At 57.5% G+C, this 22,383-nt stretch carries 17 protein-coding genes; 8 read left to right on the forward strand and 9 right to left on the reverse strand.

Annotated elements, in window-relative coordinates:
* Window positions 1-317: 317 nt before the first annotated feature.
* The 3 genes from PYR64_RS14480 to pdhA are packed head-to-tail and all read right to left on the reverse strand — an operon-like array spanning window position 318 to window position 4,059.
* Window positions 318-1,781 (reverse strand): dihydrolipoamide acetyltransferase family protein, encoded by a 1,464-nt coding sequence (locus tag PYR64_RS14480; RefSeq protein ID WP_275775897.1) that lies wholly within the window; start codon window positions 1,779-1,781, stop codon window positions 318-320.
* Between the two features lie 2 nt (window positions 1,782-1,783).
* Window positions 1,784-2,869: an alpha-ketoacid dehydrogenase subunit beta gene (locus PYR64_RS14485; protein ID WP_039242626.1), complete on the reverse strand. Its 1,086-nt coding sequence runs from the start codon at window positions 2,867-2,869 to the stop codon at window positions 1,784-1,786.
* On the reverse strand, window positions 2,866-4,059 hold the full coding sequence (pdhA, locus tag PYR64_RS14490; protein ID WP_275775899.1) for a pyruvate dehydrogenase (acetyl-transferring) E1 component subunit alpha: 1,194 nt from the start codon (window positions 4,057-4,059) through the stop codon (window positions 2,866-2,868). Before pdhA ends, PYR64_RS14485 begins: the two co-directional genes overlap by 4 nt.
* A 171-nt stretch (window positions 4,060-4,230) precedes the next feature.
* Here pdhA and PYR64_RS14495 point away from each other — a divergent pair, with 171 nt between their 5' ends.
* From PYR64_RS14495 to wecB, 3 genes are all read left to right on the forward strand, one after another.
* The gene (locus PYR64_RS14495) at window positions 4,231-4,695 is read left to right on the forward strand and encodes an Lrp/AsnC family transcriptional regulator (protein WP_018776870.1); all 465 of its coding nucleotides are present in this window, start codon (window positions 4,231-4,233) and stop codon (window positions 4,693-4,695) included.
* Entirely contained in the window at window positions 4,692-5,240 is a 549-nt protein-coding gene (locus PYR64_RS14500; RefSeq protein WP_275775901.1) for a YdcF family protein, read from the forward strand. The genes PYR64_RS14495 and PYR64_RS14500 overlap by 4 nt, the downstream gene beginning before the upstream one ends.
* A 97-nt stretch (window positions 5,241-5,337) precedes the next feature.
* Window positions 5,338-6,480 carry a UDP-N-acetylglucosamine 2-epimerase (non-hydrolyzing) gene (gene wecB, locus PYR64_RS14505; protein ID WP_275775903.1) on the forward strand — a complete coding sequence of 381 codons (1,143 nt, stop codon included), beginning with the start codon at window positions 5,338-5,340 and terminating at the stop codon, window positions 6,478-6,480.
* Window positions 6,481-6,721: 241 nt separating this feature from the next.
* On the opposite strand, the gene PYR64_RS14510 is transcribed toward wecB, so the two are convergent.
* The 6 genes from PYR64_RS14510 to PYR64_RS14535 form a co-directional block, all read right to left on the reverse strand.
* Complete coding sequence (locus tag PYR64_RS14510) at window positions 6,722-8,137, reverse strand: hypothetical protein (protein ID WP_275775905.1); 1,416 nt, start codon at window positions 8,135-8,137, stop codon at window positions 6,722-6,724.
* 144 nt (window positions 8,138-8,281) lie between these two features.
* On the reverse strand, window positions 8,282-9,745 hold the full coding sequence (locus PYR64_RS14515; protein ID WP_275775906.1) for a polysaccharide biosynthesis tyrosine autokinase: 1,464 nt from the start codon (window positions 9,743-9,745) through the stop codon (window positions 8,282-8,284).
* 1,370 nt (window positions 9,746-11,115) lie between these two features.
* Entirely contained in the window at window positions 11,116-12,351 is a 1,236-nt protein-coding gene (locus PYR64_RS14520) for a glycosyltransferase (protein WP_345799334.1), read from the reverse strand.
* The gene (locus tag PYR64_RS21770; protein WP_345799335.1) at window positions 12,279-12,947 is read right to left on the reverse strand and encodes an acetyltransferase; all 669 of its coding nucleotides are present in this window, start codon (window positions 12,945-12,947) and stop codon (window positions 12,279-12,281) included. The genes PYR64_RS14520 and PYR64_RS21770 overlap by 73 nt, the downstream gene beginning before the upstream one ends.
* Window positions 12,944-14,083, reverse strand: coding sequence for a hypothetical protein (locus PYR64_RS14530; RefSeq protein WP_275775910.1), 1,140 nt, complete (start codon window positions 14,081-14,083; stop codon window positions 12,944-12,946). Before PYR64_RS14530 ends, PYR64_RS21770 begins: the two co-directional genes overlap by 4 nt.
* Before the next feature lie 152 nt (window positions 14,084-14,235).
* The gene (locus PYR64_RS14535; RefSeq protein WP_275775912.1) at window positions 14,236-15,327 is read right to left on the reverse strand and encodes a polysaccharide pyruvyl transferase family protein; all 1,092 of its coding nucleotides are present in this window, start codon (window positions 15,325-15,327) and stop codon (window positions 14,236-14,238) included.
* 37 nt (window positions 15,328-15,364) lie between these two features.
* Between PYR64_RS14535 and PYR64_RS14540 the strand changes: the two genes are divergently transcribed.
* The 5 genes from PYR64_RS14540 (at window position 15,365) to PYR64_RS14560 (ending at window position 22,238) form a co-directional block, all read left to right on the forward strand.
* A complete protein-coding gene (locus PYR64_RS14540) occupies window positions 15,365-16,609 on the forward strand; it encodes a glycosyltransferase family 4 protein (protein ID WP_275775914.1) in 1,245 nt (414 codons plus the stop codon).
* A gap of 40 nt (window positions 16,610-16,649) precedes the next feature.
* A complete protein-coding gene (gene gmd / locus PYR64_RS14545; RefSeq protein WP_275775916.1) occupies window positions 16,650-17,678 on the forward strand; it encodes a GDP-mannose 4,6-dehydratase in 1,029 nt (342 codons plus the stop codon).
* On the forward strand, window positions 17,678-18,652 hold the full coding sequence (locus PYR64_RS14550) for a GDP-L-fucose synthase (RefSeq protein WP_275775918.1): 975 nt from the start codon (window positions 17,678-17,680) through the stop codon (window positions 18,650-18,652). The genes gmd and PYR64_RS14550 overlap by 1 nt, the downstream gene beginning before the upstream one ends.
* Window positions 18,653-18,765: 113 nt before the next feature.
* Window positions 18,766-20,154 (forward strand): sugar transferase, encoded by a 1,389-nt coding sequence (locus tag PYR64_RS14555; protein WP_275775920.1) that lies wholly within the window; start codon window positions 18,766-18,768, stop codon window positions 20,152-20,154.
* A 413-nt stretch (window positions 20,155-20,567) separates the two neighbouring features.
* Window positions 20,568-22,238: a DUF4012 domain-containing protein gene (locus PYR64_RS14560; protein WP_275775922.1), complete on the forward strand. Its 1,671-nt coding sequence runs from the start codon at window positions 20,568-20,570 to the stop codon at window positions 22,236-22,238.
* Window positions 22,239-22,383: the final 145 nt, after the last annotated feature.

Below are 22,383 nucleotides of genomic sequence, written 5' to 3' on the forward strand. Positions count from 1 at the left end.
AGTGCCCGGCGATGGGGGCCGATCTCGTGGTGCGATACGGCGAGTGGCCGGGTTCGGCGCCTACGGTAAATCAAGAGATTCTCCAACGTCCCATAGCCCTTGGACAGTGAGCAAGCGTCCCGCCCAAGGGCGCGGGACGTGAGCGAGCGTCCGGCCCAAGGGCGCGGGACGTGAGCAAGCGTCCGGCCCAAGGGCGCGGGACGTGAGCAAGCGTCCGGCCCAAGGGCGCGGGACGTGAACAAGCGTCCGGCCCAAGGGCGCGAAACGTGAACAAGCGTCCGGCCCAAGGGCGCGGGACGTGAGCGAGCGTCGAGGGGTTACATGTCTGCGAGCGCGCCGCCTGGGTTCTCGATCGCGTCGGCCACGTAGCGCAGGAAGCCTGCGGCGGTTTCGCCGTCGCACACGCGGTGGTCGAAGGCCAGGGTCAGTTCGGTGACCTTGCGGACGGCCAGCTCTCCGTTGACCACCCAGGGCTTGTCGATGATGCGGCCGACGCCGAGCATCGCAACTTCCGGATAGTTGATGATCGCGGCCGAGCCGTCCACGCCGAACACACCGTAGTTGTTCAGTGTGAAGGTGCCGGAGCCCAGTTCCGTAGGGGTCGCCTTTCCGTCGCGTGCGACGGCGGTGAGTCGCCGGATCTCTGCGTCGAGTTCGCGGGCGCTCATCCCGTGGGCGTTGCGCACCGACGGGACCACGAGTCCGCGGTCGGTCTGGGCGGCGAAACCGAGGTTGATTCCATCGAAGCCCACGATTTCCTGGGAGCCGTCGGCTGCGGTTTCAAAGCGCGTGTTCAGGGCCGGGTATTTTTTTAACCCAGCCGTGACAAAACGAGCGATGAAGGCCAACAGGCCAGGAGTGTCGTGCGGAGCGCGCTTCTTGAGCTCGGCCCGCATCTCCAGGAGCGCTGTTGCGTCCACATCCACCCATACCGTGGCTTCGGGGATCTCCGAGCGGCTCTTCGTCATGTTCGCAGCCACTGCCTTGCGGACTCCACGGACAGGCGTCCGGGCAGACACAGCCAAACCAGTGCGGCCATCAACGGCCCCCGCAGCAGCAGAAGCAACAGCAGGAGCCTCAGCAATAGGCGCAGCAGCAACCGGAGCCTCCGGCGCAGAAATCGCAGCTTCAACGTCCCTGCGCATGATCAGCCCGCTCGCGCCCGAACCCTCAATCGCGTCAAGCGAAACACCGTGATCCCGCGCCATCTTCCGTACCAGCGGAGAGATGACGGCACTGAGTTTGCCCGGGATGCGCGTCCCGGCCACAGCCGGCTCAAGAACCGGTTCAGCTACTGCAGCCGGCTCAGCCACACGCTCGGCTGCCCGGTCGACGACGGCGACACTCGCCTTGCGCGGGCGCGTCCGGCCGCCGGTCGCTCCCCCGGGCGTGCCGTAGCCGATCAGTACATTCCCGGAGCCGGCCTTTTCCTCGGTCCGGTACGTCTCAGCTGCGGCATCCACGGCGGGCGACGCCTCGATCCCGGAGGACAGGGCAGCAGGAGCCGCGGCAGCGGGCGAACCCGACCCCGCACCAGCACGGGCGATCGAGATCAGCGGCTTGCCGACGTCGAGCGTTTGGCCGGCTTCCCCGTGCAGCTCGGCGACGGTACCGGCGTAGGGCGAGGGCACCTCAACCATGGACTTGGCGGTTTCAACCTCGGCGATGGGCTGGTCGACCACGATCTCGTCACCGACGGCGACGAGCCAGTTCACCAGTTCGGCTTCGGTGAGTCCTTCGCCGAGGTCGGGCAGTTTGAAGACCTGCATATCTGAACTCATGGTTAGTCCTCCCACTGAAGGTCGTCGACGGCGTCGAGGATGCGGTCGACGCTTGGCAGGTAGTAGTGCTCCAGCTTGGGAGACGGGAACGGGACATCGAAACCGGTCACGCGGAGGATCGGCGCGGCCAGGTAATGGAACGCGCGTTCCTGGACGCGGGCCACGATCTCGGAGGACACGGAGGCGAAGCCGTGGGCTTCGGCGATGACGACGGCGCGTCCCGTCTTGCGTACGGACGCACAGACGGTCTCGTCGTCGAAGGGGACGAGGGTGCGGACGTCGATCACCTCGAGCGAGCGGCCCTCTTCGGCTGCTGCTGCGGCTGCGGCGAGTGCGGTGGGAACGGACGGTCCATAAGCGATGAGCGTGGCGTCCGTGCCGGGACGGGCGACAGCCGCGCGGCCCTCAGTGGAGGTCCCGGCGTCGTGCTCTGCGCGTAGGGCACCCAGGTCCACCTGGTCCTTGGACCAGTAGAGCTTCTTGGGTTCCATGAACATGACGGGGTCATCGGAGTCGATGGCTTCGCGGAGCATGCGGTAGCCGTCGGCGACGGTGGCCGGGGTGTAGACCTTCAGGCCTGCGGTGTGGGCGTAGTAGGACTCGGAGGAGTCGCAGTGGTGCTCCACTCCCCCAATACCGCCGGCGTAGGGAACACGGATGACCATGGGCATTTTGAGCTTGCCCTTGGTGCGGTTGTGCATCTTGGCGACGTGGCTGACGATCTGTTCGAAGGCCGGGTAGGCGAAGGCGTCGAACTGCATCTCGATGACCGGGCGCATGCCGTTGATGGCCATGCCCACAGCCATGCCGACGATGCCTGATTCTGCGAGCGGGGTGTCGAAGCAGCGCTGCTCGCCGAATTCGGCCATGAGGCCGTCGGTGATGCGGAAGACGCCACCGAGCATGCCGACGTCCTCGCCGAAGACCAGCACGGAGGAGTCGGCACGCATGGCGTCGGCCATGGCGGTGTTGAGAGCCTTGGCCATGGTGAGGCTCTGCGGACCGGTTGCCTCGGCGGTGGCCGCTGCGGAAGCGGCGGCGCTGGCGGTAGCTGCGCTGACGTTGGCGGTGGCGGTGGTGACGGTCATTTTGCGCTCTCCTCGCGGGCAAGTTCACTGGCGAGCATGTCTGACTGCTCCTTCAACTGCGGCGTGGGCTTGGCGAAGACGTACTTGAAGAGGTCCAGCGGCTGCACCGGGACGTCCTCGCCCAGGCCTTCGCGGAGCTGGGTGGCGACGGCTTCCGCGTGCTCGGCGATGCGGTTGCTGGCGTCGTCGTCCAACAGGCCCTTGTCCGTCAGGTAGGACTTCATGCGGGTCAGCGGGTCCTTTGCCTGCCATTCGGCCACTTCGCTGTCGGGACGGTAGCGGGTGGCGTCGTCGGCGTTGGTGTGGGCCTGCATGCGGTACGTGTGGGCCTCGATCAGCAGCGGGCCGGAACCTTCGCGGGCCAGCTTCACCGCCCGGTCCATCACGGCGAGCAGCGCGACGAGGTCGTTGCCGTCAACGCGCTCACCTGCCATGCCGTAGCCGACAGCCTTGTGGGCCAGCGACGGCGCCACGGACTGGTGGCTGAGCGGTACGGAGATGGCGTACTTGTTGTTCTGCACGAAGAAGATGACGGGCAGGTGGAAGACGGCGGCGAAGTTCAGTGCCTCGTGGAAGTCACCTTCGCTGGTGGCGCCGTCACCGCACATGGCCATCACTACCGTGTTTTCACCGCGCAGCTTGGCGGCATGGGCAACGCCCACGGCGTGCAGCAACTGGGTGGTCAGCGGGGTGCACTGGATGCCGACGTTGTGCTCTTTGGGGTCGTATCCACCGTGCCAGTCGCCGCGGAAGATGGTCATCACCTCAACAGGGTCTACCCCGCGGGTCATGACGGCGACGGCGTCGCGGTAGGTGGGGAACAGCCAGTCACCTTCGCTGAGGCACATGGCAGCTGCCACCTGGCAGGCTTCCTGGCCGTGGCTTGAGGGGTAGACGGCCATGCGGCCCTGCCGGACGAGCGCCGAGTTCTGGTCGTTGACGCGGCGTCCGACGACGAGCTGCTCGTAGGCGGCCATCAGTTCAGAGTCGCCGGGCGTGGGGTACTCGTGGCCGGGTTCGGTGCCTTGTTCGTCATGGGGGCGGAGGGTGCCGTCCGGGTTCACCATTTGGATCTGGTGCCGGGCGGGAAGCATGTAGTCCTCAACGCTGATGCCGAATTTTGTCCGAACGTCAGCAGCCTGGTCCTCTACAACCGTTTCCGGCGCAGAGTGGTCTGCGTGGATCGTCATTGGTCCGTCCTTCTCTAGCCACTATGTGCTTCCAGTATGTTCCCCGCTGAAGTTTCGTATCCAGCTTTCCGCTGAATCATGGAAGACCTTGCCTAAACTGGGTATTCTGAAAGACGAATTGCAATTATGAGCTGGGTTACGCGCCTGTGCTGTAGACGAATTGGAGAGCCCATGAGCGAGGCCGAGGCGGAGCAGACCGCCGTACCGCTGGACAGTGTGGACCGCGACATCATCCGCGAGCTCACCACGGACGGGCGCATGTCCATCACGCAGGTAGCCGAGAACGTGCACATCAGCCGCGCCCACGCGTATTCCCGCATTGCGCGGCTCACTGGCGAGGGCGTGCTGACCAAGTTCACGGCCCTGGTGGATCCAATCAAAGCCGGCCTACGATCGTCCGCGTATGTGACGTTGAAGGTGCAGCAGCATTCCTGGCGGGAGTTGAAGGAACAGCTGCGGGCCATCCCGGAGATCCACCACATTGCCTTGGTGGGCGGCGACTTCGACGTCATCCTTCTGGTCCGCGCCACCGACAACATCCACCTCCGCCGTGTGATCTTCGATCAGCTGCAGTCCATGGAGGGCATCCTGGATACCCAGACTTTCCTGGTGTTCGAAGACGTCGATACCCGGTGACGTTCCAGCGAAAAGTCATCTGGACGGTTGTTGCTGCCATGCTCGCAGGGCTGTTGTGGCTGATGGCCGCCTACCAGCTCTTCCACAACCCGCCCCACGCCACTCCCCAGCGCACCGACGCGATTGTGGTGTTGGGCGGCATGAGCAGCGAACGCCTCCCGGAGGGCTTGGCTTTGCGGGAGCAGTTGGGCATTCCGGACCTGGTGGTGGTCACCACGGGATTGCCCGCGAACGCCGGTTCGGATCAGTTTTGTGAAGCGCACGACGGCGACGCTCACCTTGATTGTTTCCGCCCGGATCCGCTGAACACCAGGGGTGAAGCCGCCCATCTGCGGGACCTTGCCGCGGAGCGCGGCTGGAAGTCGGTGACTGTGGTGACGTCCGACTATCACCTGCTCCGGGCAGGCTCCTTGATGAAGCAATGCATAGCCGCTGACGTGCACATGGTGGGCACCAAACCGCAGCTCTCCCCCGCCGGTTGGCTGTGGCGCTTCGTGGTGGAAACAGGTGGACTGTTCGATGTCTGGCTACGCCCCGAATGCTAAGGGTTCTGGTGAATTCTGTTTGCTTATGAACGGCTAGGATTGCACTAGTTTCGGGCGCCTTCGGGCCGGTCTTTTGGGGGAAAACGTGCACACCATCATGCCTATCTTTGGGACCCGGCCGGAAGCCATCAAGATGGCTCCAATTGTCCGTGCACTGATGGAGTCGGAGCTCTTCGAGTGCGTAGTGACGGTCACGGGTCAGCACCGGGAAATGCTGGATCAGGTCAACGAGCTTTTTGGGATCACCCCGGACCACGACCTCAACATTCTTCAGCCGGGCCAATCCCTGACGGACATCATGACCCGCACCATGAGTGGGCTCGACTCCCTGTTTGCTGCTGGAAAGCCGGATGCGGTGATCGTCCAGGGTGACACCACTACCTCCACCGCCGGCGCCATCGCCGCTTTCTATCACGGCATTCCCGTGGTCCACGTGGAGGCCGGCCTCCGCAGCGGGAACCTGCTCTCCCCTTTCCCGGAAGAAGCCAACCGGAAGATCACCAGCCAGATCGCTTCCCTACACCTGGCTCCCACCACTACCAGTCGGGCCAACCTGCTGGCCGAGGGTGTTGCTGCTGCAGACATCGTGGTCACCGGAAATTCAGTGATCGACGCATTGCTGACCACCGTGGACAAGCAAGTGCCGTTCTCTGACCCTGCGTTGGAGTCGCTTGCTGTGAGTGGCCGCCGCATGTTGTTGGTGACGACGCACCGACGCGAGAACCAGGGGGATGCCATGCGCGGAGTTAGCCGGGCGCTGGCCCGCATTGCCGACGCCGAGCCCGAGCTGACGATCGTTCTGCCGGCCCACAAGAACCCCGTGGTCCGCGAGGCTGTGTTACCTGCATTGGAAGGGAAGCCGAACGTTCTGGTTACCGAGCCCTTGGCCTACGGCGAGTTTACCCGCATGCTCTCCCTGGCCCACGTTGTCCTGACCGACTCAGGCGGAGTCCAGGAGGAAGCACCGAGCCTCGGCAAGCCTGTACTGGTGATGCGCGACAACACAGAGCGCCCCGAGGCCGTTGAAGCCGGGACTGTTGCGTTGATCGGCACGGACGAAGAACGGATCGTGGCCGAGGTGAGCCGACTGCTGAACGATGAGTCGCACTTCGAGGCCATGGCGAATGCAGTTAATCCGTATGGGGATGGGTTGGCCTCGGAGCGGACGATTGCTGCGATTGCTGAGCTGCTGGGTGTGGGCAGCCGCGTGGAAGAGTTCGGGATGGAGCGGGTGGATTGAAAGCCCGATTCATTTTTAGATCCTTGGCTACCTAGATCCGCAGAAACACTCAACGTCCCAGCCTGAGCCGATGCCGCAGACAATGGGCACAGACATGACCGGGCAACGAGACCTGCTCCATTTCCATACGATGCGCACCCGAGAAACTCAAGGTTAGATTCGACGAAAGTCAAAGTGCAGTCCTAGCATGTTTCCCTAGCAGAACCACCACGCCATGACGACATCATACGAGCATCCGCACCTAGCGCATATGCGCCGATCCTAGGCTATGTGTAGGGCCGGAACTCTTGACCCGGCGCTCCATCACGAATAGAGCGCAGACCATAATCACGGCGAAATAAGCCATGGCCGCGAGCAGTGAGCCCCGAAGAATAATCAGGAGGTAAAACGGGATAATACAGCCAAGGAGGGGTGGTGCAGAAGATACCGAAAGGATACTCTCCGCTTTCCGATCTAAAACTCTGAACACATAACCCAAGAAGAACATGACGAAAACCAGCAAGATCCACCCTCCATTGATGAAGAGCTCAGCCCAGATGGGAGCCGAAAGATTATCAAAGTGATAACCCTTGTAGTTTGCTAGCAGCGTCCCGGTATCGATCGGCTTGTCTTGCCACAAAGATCGAGGAACCCAAAAAAGGACAACCCCCAGCAGCTGCCTTCCCCAGGTAATGCCCTCGCTCTGCACGTATTCAAACGTATTAATGAGCTGAGCGAAAGCATCGAAGTCGCCACTGGTCATGGACTTTAGAGGATCCTCAGTCTGCACTTCCCCAGTGGTCGAGTATCGAAATGCATCCATGGCAGGAAAAAGAACCACCAGCCCAAAAAGGGCTGAAGCAGTCACTAATCGAAAACGGCCAACGGTCGCAAATACTCCAAGGGAAGCCAAAACGGCCAGGGCCACTGTACCGAAAACATACCTTGGGCTACTAAGCGGATTGACCGTATATAGCAGAGTGACGAGCAACACGAAAGGCAGGAGTCGCGGCCCGGGCAGGCCTTGGGATTGCCGAGCCGCGCGGAGTTGCATCTGAGCCAGAAAGGCCACCAACAACGTCATACTCGAAGCGGCAAGCACGATCGCATTCACCGTCTCTTCCGGCCAAACACCCGCGCGCACGCGCGCAAAGGCAACTCGGCTCTCCAGGAAAGTGGAAAGCCCCATGCGGCTGACATAGAACATCGAAAACAATAATGCGACGCCGGCGAGGATGTTCGATCGTAGCGGTGAAATTGAAATACTGCTGGGAAGATAGGAGATAGCTCGCTTTCCCGCCAACCAACTACCAGCGATAACAAACAGGCAACCAATAATGGTCGCAGTTATCGCAGGCTCCAAGAACGAAAGATTTATTCCTGGCGTTGTTCCGGGCCAAAAATCTGCCCTGGACTGCACAAAGGGTGCGACACCCATAAAAACGTAGGTAAATAACCAAAAAATCATTTCATACAAGTGCCGATATGATGAACTCAGTATCCAAGATATCCTGACGCCCGCCAGCACCATTATCAATATAAAGCCGAAGCCATCCGCTTGGTTCGTATTTGAAATAGTCAGGGCAAATAGGAGGACCGGCGACATTAGGCACAGACCTAGCAGGCCGTAGGTGAAAAGGACAGGCTCACCGATGCTTGGCTTATTATCGGCGCGCATGTAACTCCTCGGAAAGTTCTAGCAACAAGGCTAATCTTGGGATTGTGGCTTGCGATTCAGTTTAGAAGCCTCGGCGATGGCATTCCCGCGCATCCAATGCGCACTCTGGCCATGAGGCCCGCCCGTACCGCCACCTCCGCGAAGTTACCTTGACCGCGGCAGCACTCGCGCGGGCCGATACGCGTTCTCAGCGGGCGTGTTTCCAGATGAACTATTCTGGCGTGCAGCACTCTCTTCACGGGGAGGAGCCGACTGCGATTCAGCGTTGTTGTAGTAGCTATAGGCGTACGCGTCCGGCCCCTTTACCGGCAAGCGGTTCAGAATGACACCGAGAAGGTTCGCCTGAACAAGCTCCAAAGCGTTTAGCGATTTCTGGAGATCTTGCGACCTCGTTTGTTGTGCCGCAACGACCATCACCACTCCCCCAACGTGTTGCGACAGGACCGCAGCATCGGTTACAGGCAGCAGAGGAGGCGCGTCAATTACAACGGTGTCAAAAGCGCTTTCAAGGCGGAGAATCAGCGTCTTCATCTCATCCGAACCTAAAAGTTCGCTTGGATTCGGAGGTATCTGGCCGGATGTGAGGACAAAGAGGTTCTCTTCACCCCAAGGTTGCAGGACGTCGTTAACGTCGGTCTGGCCCACTAGACAGGTCGTAAGCCCAGCATTTCGATCCAACCCTAGATATTCGCTGACCATTGGGCGCCTTAGGTCAGCGTCAATGAGGCACACGGCTTGTCCAGCCTGCGCCAGTGCGATAGCGAGGTTCGTTGCAGTCGTGCTTTTGCCCTCGGACGGAAGGGAAGATGAGATCAGAACTGTCTTGGCGTGGCCCGCAACATTGGCGAACTGCAGATTTGTTCTGAGCTGGCGGAAAGACTCAGCCCGCGGACTTTGCGCGGGGGTTTGGGTAAGTAGAGGCTTCCGGGTAGCATCCGCGTCGAATGCAATGCCCCCGAGGAGAGGCGAGTCCGTCACTCGACGGAGATCCGCCTCACCACGAATTCGACTGTCGAGCTTGCCTCGGAGCACAGCTGCCCCTATTCCGAGTGCGAGGCCAATCACTAGGCCCAGAATTATGTTTACCCTGGTGTTGGGAGCGGAAGGTGCGGTGGGCGCCTGTGCTGGAGTAATGATTGACAGGCTCACCGGAGACGTGCCTCCGGCCTTGGGCCGCTCCAAGGTATCTACGGCTTGAACCAAACTGTTTGCAATCGCCTGTGCAATAGCCGCCGCTTGAACGGGCGACCTGTCACTCGCGGACACGTTAATGATGACCGTATTCAGCTCCGTACTGGCTTTGACGCGACGCGATAAATCATCGACGTTCTCATCAAGCCCCAACGAATCGATGGCGGGCTGAAGGACGATGGGACTGGTCACGGTCTTTACGTATGACTGAACTCGCGCCTGACTAAACGTGTTTCCCTGCTGAAGCTCCGAAACGCTTCCCGAGCCTTGAATAGCCACAAACAACTTGGCTTCCGCAGTATACGTAGGCTGAGCCAATAGTGCCGATGCGCCACCTACCAACAAACCAACCATCGTCAGGGCGACGATAACCAGCCAGTTTCGACGAAGTACCCGGCCGTAGTCGCGTAAATCCAACGTAAATCCCCCTGCGTCAATCCTAGGCCGGCTTGCGAACTAGACGCCCGAATGGCGGTATTTCCAAACTTGTCATAGTCATCATACCGGCTGTCACGGGCGCCTGAGAGTTCATGTCTCGCAGCCGCGCTCTCCAGCCGGTCACGTTCCGAGTCCCCAGCTGCAAACCACTTTTGGTGACCCTGACGCTCGCGCTCCTGCAGACCTGCGAAGACAGAACGGCCCTTCGCGCCTCGACGCTCCGTCTCTGTTGAGTAGACGGAGCGTGGACTCGGACGATAACCAACGGCGATAGAAGTGATCGCACCAGTGCTGCATCCATCTTCGAAACCGACGGATCAGTCGACGAGCAATGGAGTCTAGCCGCGGATGCGCTCAAGAGCAGAATATATTCGACCGGCGCTCTCCAGGCCCTTTACGCATGTCGGAACCCAGCTACACAAAGGGTTATATTGAGGAAGAACCGCGGCTTTAGTCGACTGTTGACGACCTCAAAGATGCATCAATAACTTCTAGCACAGAGGAACTTGAATCAAGTTTACGTAGGAAAAAAGCACCGCTCAACTTGGCTGCGTAGAAATCATCTTCCGTGGCTAGGCCTTCCAGAGCGGGTCTCAAGTAGTGGAAGTTCGGAAGACTAGATATGTCCTCGCCAGGAAGTGTTTCAGGTCCACCTGAACTAACACTAGATGCCCACTTCGAGTTGTAAACAAATGTCTGAATTGCCATTTCATCCGGAGCGAATGCATTGCGGAATACGGCGTACTCCCTTGTCTCCAGGGCGGATAGGGCGTCGCGTACACAGTCAGCGGTCAACGCCATCCACTGAGAGCCAGCAACCACTTTCAAGTTCGTCCGCCGCGGCGGCGGCCAGATCGTGAGTTTTTTCATCGTATACCGAGTGAGGCGCTTTACGATTTTTCGCGTCCTTCGCGGGAAGGGCAGGTCAAACCAATGCCGACGAGCGTAGCGATCCACGTGCCATGACGAAGTTTGCGAATCGAGCCTGTACACCCGCACGAACTGCTGCCCAGCGCTCTTGGAAAGGAGCTCCTCCAATTCAATAACTGGACGTATCGGATAGCAGCGTCCGCTGAGAAACACAACGTAATCAACAGGCTCCGCATGCTGAATGGCGGCACTGGCACATGATTTCATCGCCTGCACGACCGAGAAACCGCCCCAATTGACGCTGTACCTCCGCGAAACGAACACCACGTTACTTGGCATCGGCCCGTTGGCGGACGCAAGATATCTACCCATGGGGACCGATTTGTCCAAATGGACCCAAACAGAAAATGGTTGAAGTTTCAAGCAAAGCCGTCGTAGCATTTCAGCGTCATCGTGTGCCAGAACCGCAAAGCGAACAGTCACGACTCAGCACCAATCATAAAACGACGCGTTCCGCTTGAAGATTTAGCGATATTCATATAAACCAAATGAAGTTGTTTGGCAACAGCTGCAATCGAGAAGTGCTCAGACGCTGCACGACGGGCATTCTCCCCCATACGCTCGCGCATTTCGGCGTCTTGCATCAACATCCTAAGCGGTGCCGCAAGCGCACCCTCGTTCACATCAATGACGATGCCGGCCGCATGACGTTCAACAAAGGGTGCCAGTCCATTCGATTTAGTTATGACCACAGGAAGGCCAACCGACATTGCTTCGAGGACTGACATTGGAAACGGCTCGTCCACTGACGGAAGGACGTAGATAGCGGCCGATTCCATGCGAGCAAGTGTCTCGTCAGGACCTAGAGGCCCTTCAAGTACCACTGGCGGAGAATCCGGCAAGGTTGCGATGAAAGCTTTGACGCTAGTGCCTTCGCCTTCATCTGGCCCTACCAACGAGAACCGCGCGGTAGTTTCCGAAATGCCCGGACCAATCTCTTTAGCTGCTTTGAGAAACTCCATGGGCCTCTTACGCGCTTGAAGCCGCGCCAGATACAAAACGTCTAGGACCTCAGATTTTGTGCCGCGACACTGAGTTAGGGGGACGCCGTTTGGAAGCGGGGTTAACATAGCCGACGACAAACCGAATAGCGATGCTAATGAGTCCTTTTCTAGCTCGGTAAGATACAGGACCGCCTTTGCTCGGCCCACAACGGCTCTGGTGATAAAAAAGTCCAGAACCTTCGCCAACCGACGATCTGAAGCATCTATCATTCCGTGAGTCTGCAAAACGTAGGCTCTCCGCCAAAGTAAAGCGAGGGCTGCGGCTGGGAGAGTCACAAGGTCACGCGCCAGATGAACGTGAACGACATCATAGGTCCTCATGTTGCGGACCAGGTAGCGAAGCATCCTCCAAGAAAGGAGTCCGGCGAAGCCCGTGCCTGGCACCAAATTTGCGACCGGAAAGAGGCGAATCTCCACCCCATCGACGGTCTCCGGAATTCGGTGGAATCCAGACACGCCGGCCACCAGGTCGACTTCGTGACCCTGAGCTCGCAGCTCACGGACCTGATTTACAGCTACTCTGAGGGGGCCACCATAGGCGTTGTCAGGTGTCAGCAAAGTTACTACGTGTAGGATTCTCAAGACAGTCCCATTTCCTTCAGGGTCACCGGAAACCGGGTCCCGTGCTCTGCTAGTGGATTCCCGGACCAAATTGTGTTAGGCGGGATTTCACCTTTCACCACAGAATTTGGACCTATTACGGCTGAAGTACCGATGCGAGTTCCCCCCAGCACAACACAACGCGAAGTCACCCAAACCCCATCTTCGATGACAATAGGGCTCGTTATGAGTGCCATGTCTCTCCTAAGCGCATGACTTCCAGTGGTAAGGAATGTGTCCTGAGAAATAACCGCATTTGCGCCAATGGTCAGGTGATTCTGGTTATGAATCCACACACCTTCACCTATCCACGAGTTCGCTCCAATGACCAGCTTCCATGGAAACGCAACTCTGGTGCGAGGTCGAAAGATAACTCCCTCCCCAATGTCAGCACCAAAAAGACGAAGGATTGCGTTACGCAACTTTGAGCTAGGCTGCCACGAATTTGTGACGAATAGGCGTTCCGCCACCGCCCACAGGTACATTACTGAAGAAGACCTGTTCCATGCCTCCCGCTCCCCTGGAGCCTCGGAAAGAGGAATTACCTTCGTAGTAGGCTCATGCCTGTCAGCATCTTTGCTACCTGGCTGTCCCGTCAAGGCCATGGAATTAGACATCGTCCTCGACCTGCTTCGTCCTATTTTCATCTTATTGACTCCCGTGAAGATCTCTTGAAGGCGATCGTATTGCAAGAAATTACGACTATGTGGCCGCAGCAGAGGGCAGCGAACACACCGTGCATCCCGAGAATGAGGCTCATAGGTACAACAAGGAGCAGTCCAATTACTGAACCAATGAGTCCATTGTGAAAAAGCTGTCTTGTCATATCCAGTGAGACCAGGACGACTTGTCCTAAAACCATGGAAAATATCGACAGGGCGAACGTTAGTCCGAACAGAAGGGCGGCCCACCCATCTGGATGTACCTGTCCTGCACTCAGCATGTTGACGAGCGACGAACCCCACAGAGCAAGGACCCCCCCGGCTGCGGCGGAAGCAAGCAGGGAGCCAAGCAGAGCGGCACGAGCTCGACTGCGTCTGACAACGCCGTCACGGTGCGGCACCCAACCCCTTAGGGCATCTACAAGGGGGGATGCTGCGGTGAACATCTGCTTAGAAAGTCGATCCATAACGGCATAGGGGCCGACCGAGGAAGGCGAGGTGTAACCCAACATCAGAAGCGGACCGCTACTGTATATTGCGGAAACAATGGCCGCGGCCATGCCGAACCGATGCTCGAGTAAGTTTTCCCGAAGTCTGTTTACAGGCCGATGCGGGAGGTCAGAGTAGGGGCGAATATAGCGGCGAATCCATAGCGAACACACGAGGACACCTGCAAGGATCCCCGCGATCTGTCCCAAGAGAGCAAAAGACATGTCTCGGAAGACGAACATCAGATAGAGACCGAGAGCTATTCCCAGCAAGCGGGGTATCGCCTCGGCAATGAGCATAACAAAGGGCTTGCTCTTACCAATCAAGAACCAATTCAATCTGAGGCCTAGTAGCCCTGTTGAGACGATACCCAAAAGAGCAAATCTATTAGCACCGTTAGGGACTAGGAAGTAACAAAACAGTCCTGCTATGGCGAGAGTCGGCAATAGGAGAAAGAGTCTCGTTCTTCTAGACTCAGTCAGCACAGTAGAATAGTCGCCGGGAAAGGCTCTCGCTACTATCGCAGGTCCCGAGAGAGCCCAGCCGTAGCCAACAACAATCGTCACGATAATGCCAATCGACTGTCCCACGGCCGCAGCAGCCCAAGAAGAAACACCTCCAATCGAGACCATCAGCGGAATCGCAATGATAGTGCTTATGCCCGTCGCTGCAACATTTAGGCCATAACCCAATACGACCAACGGCCCACGCCGCATTCGCCGGCGGCGTCTCGGTCGTAGCTGCGGCGTCGTAAGTAAAGCCTCTTCAGCCACGCGCCCTCCGATCACGGAAGCAAATATCGCTGTTCGGAAATTAGTATCTCGACGGCCTTTTCGGCGGCTTCATCCAACGAACCAACCATATGAATATTTTCGAAGTTACCCATATAGTCACTAAAAATTGCAGAAACTTTACCGTTGGCATTATCCATGGCAATAGTTGGGATACCCAGAAGGGCGCCGAGGAACATACCGTGGAGTCGGTCTGTAACTACCACACGACCCCGAGAAAGCGTATTAGCGCTAGCCTCAAGGTTCAGCCTCGCCGCCCGCAGATATGTCCACGCAATAACGCTCTGCAGGGGGTAACGGAAAGGACTCAGGACCCTCGCAACATTCTCTGGGAGCCGGTAAGCTAACCACAGTAGCTGGCTGATTCCACTCAATCTCCAGTCGGTTACTTCATGCACAACCTGGGCAAATGAATCAAGGTTGCGTCGAGTTATCGACTCCGAGTCATTTCGCAACAATAACAACACGTCACAGCTCGCCTGTCGTGGGCGATCAATTTGACCAAGCCCGAGTGCAAGGTCTGGGCAATAAACATGACGCGAGTTGGGAAACCATTTGGCTGCGCGCTCCATGTCAGCGGTCTGACGGAACATCAACGTCAGGTTTTCGTGAGCATTCAGAACCCTTTGGGCACGCTCAAGCCCTCGTTTTGACTCGAAATCAAGACTTTGGGGTAGCTGAATAATCTGACGGTCAGGAAACTCACTGACGACAAGCTCTCGAAAGGCTTGGTGCTCAGTCCAACGATCACCAAAGTTTCCACCCCCAGTTATTAGAATCGGTCCTTTTGGGAGCCGCTTTCTAAGGTCGGAGGGATCAAAGCAGAAGACATCCGCCACATAGTCAACTCTCACACCAAGCTGTTTAAAGTAGGCCAACGCACCAAGCCAAATGAACGAATCACCCGCGTTCTGGTGCCTTGGAAAATCCAGGAGAGCGACGCGAGTGCCCGCGGGCAGAATGGATGTTAGTACGCTGCGAGCTTCGTCCTGCAGGCAGTTCAGTGGGTTCATTGTAGATATTTTAGTAGGCGCCGGCTGGTGACCTGAATCGCCTATCACCTTGCCTGGTTTGTTGAAGCCCATTCAGATCCCCCTTGTTTCGCAGGCTAGCATTGGCCCTGTGAATCACTCATCACTTCGCATCACGATACTTGGTCTCCACTACGCACCGGAGCCAACGGGCAACGCACCCTACACTACAAGCTTGGCAGAGGGACTCGCTTCCGCAGGACACCAGGTTACGGTCCTCACCGGCTACCCGCACTACCCCGAATGGAAGCGAAACCCAGAATTTACAGGCTGGAAGTCAACTTCCGTAATGAATGGTGTAGTTGTAAAGCGACTCCGTCATTACATCCCTCGGAAGCCCTCACTTCTTCATCGGATCCATATGGAATTGAGCTTCGGGCTTCGGCTTCTGTTTTCACGATGGGGGAGGCCTGACGTAGTGCTTGCGGTAAGTCCTGCTCTTTTTTCAAGTGGCATGGCTATTGCAAGGGCCAGGCTCAGTCACCGTCGACCGGCGGTCGCTCTTTGGGTTCAGGACATCTACAGCCAGGGCATCGTGGAAACGAAGTCCGGCGGTAGTCTCATGGGCGCCGGCATGAGGCGCGTCGAGTCGAAAGTTCTAAGGGCTGCAGATGGTGTTGCAGCGATTCATGATCGATTCCGCCACTTCATGGTGGACTCATTGTCGGTTGCACCCGATCGTGTCCGAGTCATCCGCAATTGGACGCACCTGCCCGCCGCGCCCACGGGTGGGCAAAGGGAGATGCGGGACAGATTTCAATGGCAGCCAGACGAGGTCGTTGTCCTTCACGCGGGAAACATGGGCATGAAGCAGGGCCTTGAAAACGTTGTAAATGCTGCCCGTATTGCCGAAGAGCGCAATAGCCCACTTCGATTCGTATTGATGGGTGACGGAAACCAGAGGCGGAGGCTTGAAGAATTGGCAGCCGGGCTGACCAAGATAGATTTTGTTGATCCGCTCCCGGACGAAGACTTCCAGGTCGCACTCTCTGCGGCAGATTTTCTGCTCGTCAACGAACTTCCGGATGTCAAGGATATGGCCGTCCCAAGTAAACTGACATCCTACTTTAATGCTGGGGTTCCTGTCGTGGCAGCTACCGATCGCGAGAGTGTCACCGCAGCTGAGATTTCCGCGTCCGGCGGCGGCGTTCGCGTTGACGCAGCTAATCCTTTGCTCCTGGTTGAGACGATTGAGAACCTGAGCCGGGATCCTGACATGACCCGCCGTCTAGCTGCTAACGGTCTGAGGTTCAGAAGTGTCACATTGTCTGAAGACACAGCGATCGCCCACTATGATGAGTTCCTGTCGACCATCGTCTCGGCTCGAAGCCAATAGGTCTGCCACACATCACTAAAATCTTAAAACGGGGGCATGCATGGTTAAGCGCGCGCTAATTACAGGTATCACGGGACAAGATGGTTCCTACTTGGCTGAACTTCTGCTCAAGAAGGGCTATGAGGTCCACGGGCTAATTCGCCGGGCTTCAACGTTCAATACCGCTCGAATCGATCACCTCTATGTCGATCCTCATGACGCTGAAGCCAAGCTCTTTCTACATTACGGCGACTTGAGCGATGGCGCACGACTGGTCACCCTGCTCGCCGAGATCAAGCCCGACGAAGTCTATAACTTGGCCGCTCAGTCGCACGTTCGGGTATCCTTCGACGAGCCAGAACACACAGGAAACACGACTGGTGTTGGTTCCATCCGTCTTCTTGAAGCGGTTCGAATGTCTGGAATAGACACGAAGTTCTATCAAGCCTCGTCCTCGGAGATGTTCGGCGCCACCCCTCCCCCGCAGAACGAGGAAACACCCTTCTACCCGCGATCGCCGTATGGCGCAGCAAAGGTATACAGCTACTGGGTTACCAAAAACTACCGCGAGGCTTACGGCATGTTTGCGGTCAATGGCATTCTCTTCAACCACGAGTCACCGCGGCGCGGTGAAACATTCGTCACACGTAAGATAACCAGAGCGGTGGCGGCGATAAAAGCAGGGAAACAGGACCTCCTCTACATGGGCAATCTCGACGCAGTTCGTGACTGGGGCTACGCTGCGGAATACGTAGAGGGTATGTGGCGGATGCTCCAGGTGGACGAACCTGACGACTTTGTTCTTGCCACGGGCGGTGATTACACTGTCCGCGACTTCCTTCAGATTGCTTTCGATCACGCTGGCTTGGACTGGGAACAGCACGTTCGATTCGATGAGCGCTACCTTCGTCCGACGGAGGTAGACGCTCTCGTTGGGGATGCTTCTAAGGCCCACGAGAAGTTGGGTTGGAAGGCCACCGTCGCTACGCCCGAGCTCGCTCGCATAATGGTTGACGCGGACATCGAAGCGCTGAAGCACGCTGGTAACCACTGGATCGATGCCGTTGACTTGGAAAGCTGGAAAAACTAGTGACGACTTCCACTGGCTTCCAACCACGACCGCTAGACCGCGACGCGCAGTTCTACGTAGCTGGGCATAGAGGCCTCGTGGGGTCAGCAATCTGGCGCAAACTTCAATCCGAGGGCTTCAGCCGATTGGTTGGTCAAACGTCGTCTGAGCTGGACCTTAAGAACCGGGAAGATGTATTCGCTTATTTTGCCAAGACAAAACCACGTTATGTGGTTCTTGCAGCGGCAAAAGTGGGTGGGATCTTGGCGAATAATTCGTACCCCGTGGACTTCTTAAGCGATAATCTGCGGATTCAGGTCAATGTCTTGGATGCCGCGCTCGAGTATGGGACCGAGCGTTTGCTATTCCTCGGTTCCTCCTGCATCTATCCAAAGTTTGCAGATCAGCCCATTCGCGAAGACTCCTTGCTTACAGGTCACCTCGAACCAACAAACGACGCGTATGCAATAGCCAAGATCGCAGGGATAATGCACGTACAGGCTATGAGGCGCCAATATGGCTTGTCCTGGATTTCGGCCATGCCGACAAATCTTTACGGGCCCGGTGACAACTTCTCGCCTACAGGTTCACACGTACTCCCGGCTCTAATACGCCGCTACGATGAGGCAGCAGTCTCGGGTGCGGCCACGGTAACTAACTGGGGGTCCGGGACTCCGCGTCGGGAATTCCTTCATGTCGATGACATGGCGGCAGCTTGTTTGCACCTCTTGGAGAATTACGATGGCCCTGAGCAGGTGAACGTCGGCACTGGCGAGGACGTCACGATTCAGGAGCTCGCCGAGATAGTGGCTGATGCTGTGGGTTACCGAGGGGACATCCAATGGGATACTTCGAAGCCTGACGGCACACCTAGAAAGCTGTTGGATGTTTCTAAACTCTCAGGTTCGGGTTGGAATGCCTCCATTGATCTACGCTCGGGGATACGCTCGACCGTGGCCTGGTACAGAAAAAACGTCGGACAGATCCGACACTAGAAATCTGCAACTGAATGGGGGGAAGCGTGTCCAGATCTGGAACTTCGTCAGTCGAACATACGGCGGTGCGACTGCCGCAGTGGCGTGGAAAGTACGCGAGGCGCCTCAGGTTTGTGGACGCAGCGGTGATCGCATGGGCTGTCATTGGAGCCTTTGGCGTACGCTTCGGTTTCAGTGACATCAGCACTCAAGACATCCGCGACGCAGACTATATAGTTCTCTCCGCAGTACTCGCAGTGGCCTGGTGGCTAATGCTGGAGGTCTGGGGAAGCCGAGAGGCGAAAATTCTTGGCTCTGGCAGCGAGGAGTACAAACGTGTAATTGCGGCCTCGGCTTGGCTGTTCGGCTTCGTTGCTGTCTTCTCCTATGCACTCAAGATCGATACTGCTCGAGGATATGTTGGTTTGGCGTTCCCAGCGGGAGCATTGATTCTCTTGGCCGCAAGATGGCTAGTTCGGCAGCACCTCAGCCTAGACAGGCAACGCGGACAAAGCATGTCTCGCGTGCTAATAATTGGGGGTCCGTCGTCTGCCCAGCATCTGGTTCAGTCCCTGCTCCGCGCTCCCCAAGCCGGTTATCTGCCGGTGGCCGCACATGTTCCGGGGGCGCCCCACGACAGGGCGAACTCGGGCCCTTTTAGTGTTCCTCTGGCTGGTGTCGGCAGTGACTTCGATTCCATTTTGACCTCCATTCTTGACACCGAAGTCGATGCCGTGGCGATCTCAGCCGGAGTTAACATTCACCCCCAGGACCTACGCCGCTTGGGGTGGGAACTCTCCGCTCGGGACATCGGGATGATTTTGGCACCAGCGCTAACCGATGTCGCTGGCCCGCGTATTCACACTCAGCCCGTCGCCGGGCTCCCCCTCATACACGTTTCAACCCCCAAACTCACAGGGGGGAAGCGTGTAGCAAAGCGATCTTTCGACATCATGATTGCGGGACTTCTCATTCTGGCGCTCTCTCCCCTGCTCATGATTATTGCCCTCTTGGTACGACTCAGCGGACCAGGCCCTATCCTCTACCGGCAGGAACGCATCGGTCTTCGGGGGACTACATTTGATATGTACAAGTTCCGCTCGATGAAGGTTAACGCTGATGCGGAGCTGCATACTCTCTTGGAAGCCCAGGGCACCGCGGGCAAGCCCCTTTTCAAGGTGGAGAATGATCCACGTATCACCAGTATTGGCCGAAGCTTGCGTAAGTACTCTCTCGACGAGTTGCCACAACTGTTTAACGTTCTCGGGGGAAGCATGAGCTTGGTCGGCCCACGCCCCCAGCGGCATGGAGAAGTCGCCCTGTACGACGACGCGGCGCACAGGCGCTTGTACGTAAGCCCAGGCATGAGCGGGCTCTGGCAAGTAAGCGGACGCTCAAATTTGACTTGGGAAGAAAGCATCCGGCTCGATCTCTATTACGTCGAAAACTGGTCGTTGATGGGTGACGTCATAATTCTCTTCAAAACCTTCAAGGCTGTGTTTACAAGCAGCGGAGCAGTTTAGCGAGTGTGTGACGGCCACGCCTCTGATATCGAACCCGCATGTCGGAAGCCTGTGCGTATTCAGCAGTCAAATGTTGGCCCCGTCCCATGCTTTTCAATGGTTCACGCACACGGTTCAAGTAGAGTGCCTTCAGCTGGACCTGCAGCAAGGATAGACATGAACGAATTGAACGCCGCCAAACTACGGGCTGCAAAGAGGGACTAGGACGGCAACACCAAATGGTCAAGAAAAACTCGAACTCGTCCGTGACGCAAAGCAGGCGACCTGACCGTCCCAGCAGTTCCCGCGGTTCCCGCCGTCGCCGACGGGTGGCTTGGCTACTCTGTACAGCTGGGCTAGCTGTAATCCTGATAGGCGCGGTCACCTGGGTCGCATTCAAAGCTGCGACAGTCAAGACAGAGCTACAGTCCGCCATGTCCTTGTTGCCCGACCTCAAACATCAAATTGCTGCCAATGATGCCGACGGTGCAGCAGACACCGTGGGTAGACTCACCCGACATACTGGCCTTGCACGAGACGCCGTGAATGACCCACTGTGGAAGGCAGCGTCTCTAGTTCCTTGGATGGGTCCTAACTTGCAGGCCGGCAGTGAGATGGCAACATCTGCGGACGACGTTGCTCGACTCGGAGCAACTCCTCTAGTTAATGCTTTCCAATCCCTAAACTGGGAGACGCTCTCTCCTGGCCCGGGCACCATGAATCTGGCGTCCATTCAAGCCGCAGCACCTAGCGTCAAAGCCGCATCCCACGCCGTTAAGGAATCGTCTCGGCGTCTGCAAGCAATTGATTCCGGGCAGTTACTGCCGCAGGTCTCGGGCCCCTTGAGAGAAGCCATCGGCAAACTGTCGGATCTAAACGGTGATCTTGAGACCGCCGCCGATGCGGCCACTCTTGCTCCATCAATGTTGGGCGTGGATACCCCGCGACGTTATCTGCTGCTCATGCAAAACAATGCAGAGTCTCGGGCCACAGGGGGCATCCCCGGCGCCTTGGCCGTTCTGAGCGTGGACAAGGGTAATCTCACACTTGAGTCGCAGACGAGCGCAACTTCCCTCGGGGCGTTCATGCCCCCTATGCCAATGGATGCTGAGCAAAAGTCGATCTACACGGCACGCGTAGGCAAGTTCATGCAGGACGTCAACCTGACTCCAGATTTCGCAACGACGGCCAAAACGGCCAATGCGATGTGGGAGAAATCCAAGGGTGAAAGGCTGGACGGCGTCATCTCGGTCGATGCAGTCGCACTGAGCTTCATACTGGAAGCAACTGGCCCTGTAGAGATCAAAGACCCCACGATCCAGCAGATCGGCAGCAAATTGCCCGCCCAGTTAACGGAAAAAAACGTCGTCCAGACTCTGCTGTCAGATACGTACGCAAAAATCACCGAACCTAAACTTCAGGACATTTACTTCGCCGGGGCCGCGAAAGAAATATTCGGCGCAGTGGCGTCAGGAAATACAGATTCCAAAAAACTCATAGCAGCACTCTCCCGAGGCGTCGAGGAGCGTCGCATCCTCCTGTGGTCCGGTTCTTCTGCCGAGCAGTCAGTCATTGGCACCTACCCCATCGGCGGAATGATCTCAGGCACTGCTATATCACCTGCGCAGTTCGGCGTGTACTTCAACGATGGCACGGGCGCCAAGATGGATTACTGGATCAAACGCAGCGTGCAAATCGTGAAGGATTGCACACGAGATGGCTACCGCGAAGTCAGTGTCCGGGTCACCAGCACAAACACAGCTCCCTCGGACGCTGCCGTAAGTCTGCCTCGATACGTGACGGGTGACGGAGAGTTCGGCATCCCTCCCGGCTCTGTTCAGACAAACATAGTTGCGTATGGCCCCGTTCAGTCGAATATTGACACAGTTGTCAAGGATGGGGGAAAAATACCCTTCGCAGCGCAGCGACACAGCCAGCGCGCCGTAGGCACGTCCACCATCCAGCTCGCCCCAGGGGAGAGTACTGTATTGGACTTCAACTTCGGTCACATCGTTCAACATGCAGATCCGAAGCTGGTTGTCACACCAACAACCCAAGCCGTCAAGGATGTGCTGCAGACCTCAAGCTCCTCCCCCTGTGAATAAGGTGAGACGCCGACGTTAATCCTTTGTAACGGGTTTGGATTTTCTTTGCTGCTTGCAGGTATTAAATGGTAAGTTCTATGTGGGCAGCACATGAGATTTCACTTACGGTCTCGTAGGGTCTCGGAAATCTCCAAACACCACGTCG

It is taken from the genome of Paenarthrobacter sp. Y-19, assembly GCF_029223985.1.
Taxonomy (GTDB): Bacteria; Actinomycetota; Actinomycetes; order Actinomycetales; family Micrococcaceae; genus Arthrobacter; species Arthrobacter nicotinovorans.